This is a genomic window from Microcoleus sp. S13_C5 (assembly GCF_036700845.1).
GTDB lineage: Bacteria > Cyanobacteriota > Cyanobacteriia > Cyanobacteriales > Microcoleaceae > Microcoleus.
Genome location: NZ_JAUBPR010000301.1, coordinates 1 through 1,165 on the forward strand (window position 1 = coordinate 1; position 1,165 = coordinate 1,165).

Consider the following 1,165-nt stretch of genomic DNA (forward strand, 5'->3'; position numbering starts at 1 on the left):
GGCTCTCCTGAGTTTATGGTGTAAAATAGATCAACCAATACAGTTATAGTGATGAGCTTTCATTTAGACTATCTATTAGACTTGCCTGGAGTCAAGGTTGAAACTTGCACTCAAATTGAAGGACAAATTTACTTTCGTTTGAGTGCTTTAGCATCAGGAATAGTTTGTCCTCACTGTGATAATTATACAGAAGAACTCCATCAGAATCGACCTATATTAGCCAGAGATTTGTCAGTTTTCGGTCGTTCTGTGTATTTACAAGTACCTCGTCGGCAGTTTTACTGCGCTATCTGTCAACGTTACGTTACAGAAAAATTAGAATTTTTGTCCAAAAAAAGACGGCATACTCAACGCTACGAACAAAATATTTATGCGCGTGTTCAACACTCAAGCATGGAACAAATAGGGCGAGAAGAAGGATTGAGTTATGACGAAATTAAAGGTATTTTTACTCAGGTGAATTCCTGTAAAAAAAAAGCTGTTGGGAGTTAGTTAAACGAGTGAGCATAGATGAGATAAGTATGAGAAAAGGAAAAGGAAGTTTGGTAACTGTTGTCAGTGACATTGAGGGGGGTAATTTGATTGAAATGATTGACTCTCACCGTCAACCAGACATAATTGAAGCCCTTATAAAACAACCGTTTGAGGTGCGAGAACAAGTTGAGGAAGTGAGTATTGATATGTGGGGAGGATTTCCAAAAGTTATAGAAAAAGTATTCCCAAATGCCAAAATTGTCATCGACCGTTTTCACGTGATGAAAGCAGTTAATAAAGACTTGAATAAGTTGCGTCGAGCAGTAGGAATTACAGATAGAGGCAGCAAATACTTATTGTTGAGTAATCGAAGCAACCTTAATGTCGAGCAACTTCAAAGGTTGGCTGTTACCTTAAAAAAATCAGAATGCTTAAGAATTGCCTATGAGATGAAAGAAGAGTTTCGGGAAATATACGAAACCCATATGACCGTCAAAATAGCCCAGGTCAAGTTTAAGGATTGGCTGAATCATGCACAGATATTCTTTAAAGAATCTACCTTGACAATTGTTAATCATTTGGAGGGAATTTGTAACTACTTTGTTAATCGTACAACAAGTGGCGTTATGGAAGGGATAAATAATCGAATTAAGTTAATTATGCGACAAGGATATGGCTTTTCAAACTTTGA

At 37.0% G+C, this 1,165-nt stretch carries 1 pseudogene; it reads left to right on the forward strand.

Annotation, left to right across the window (positions count from 1 at the left end):
* Window positions 1–51: 51 nt before the first annotated feature.
* A pseudogene (locus tag QUA04_RS30150) lies at window positions 52–1,165 on the forward strand (ISL3 family transposase); the annotation flags it as partial.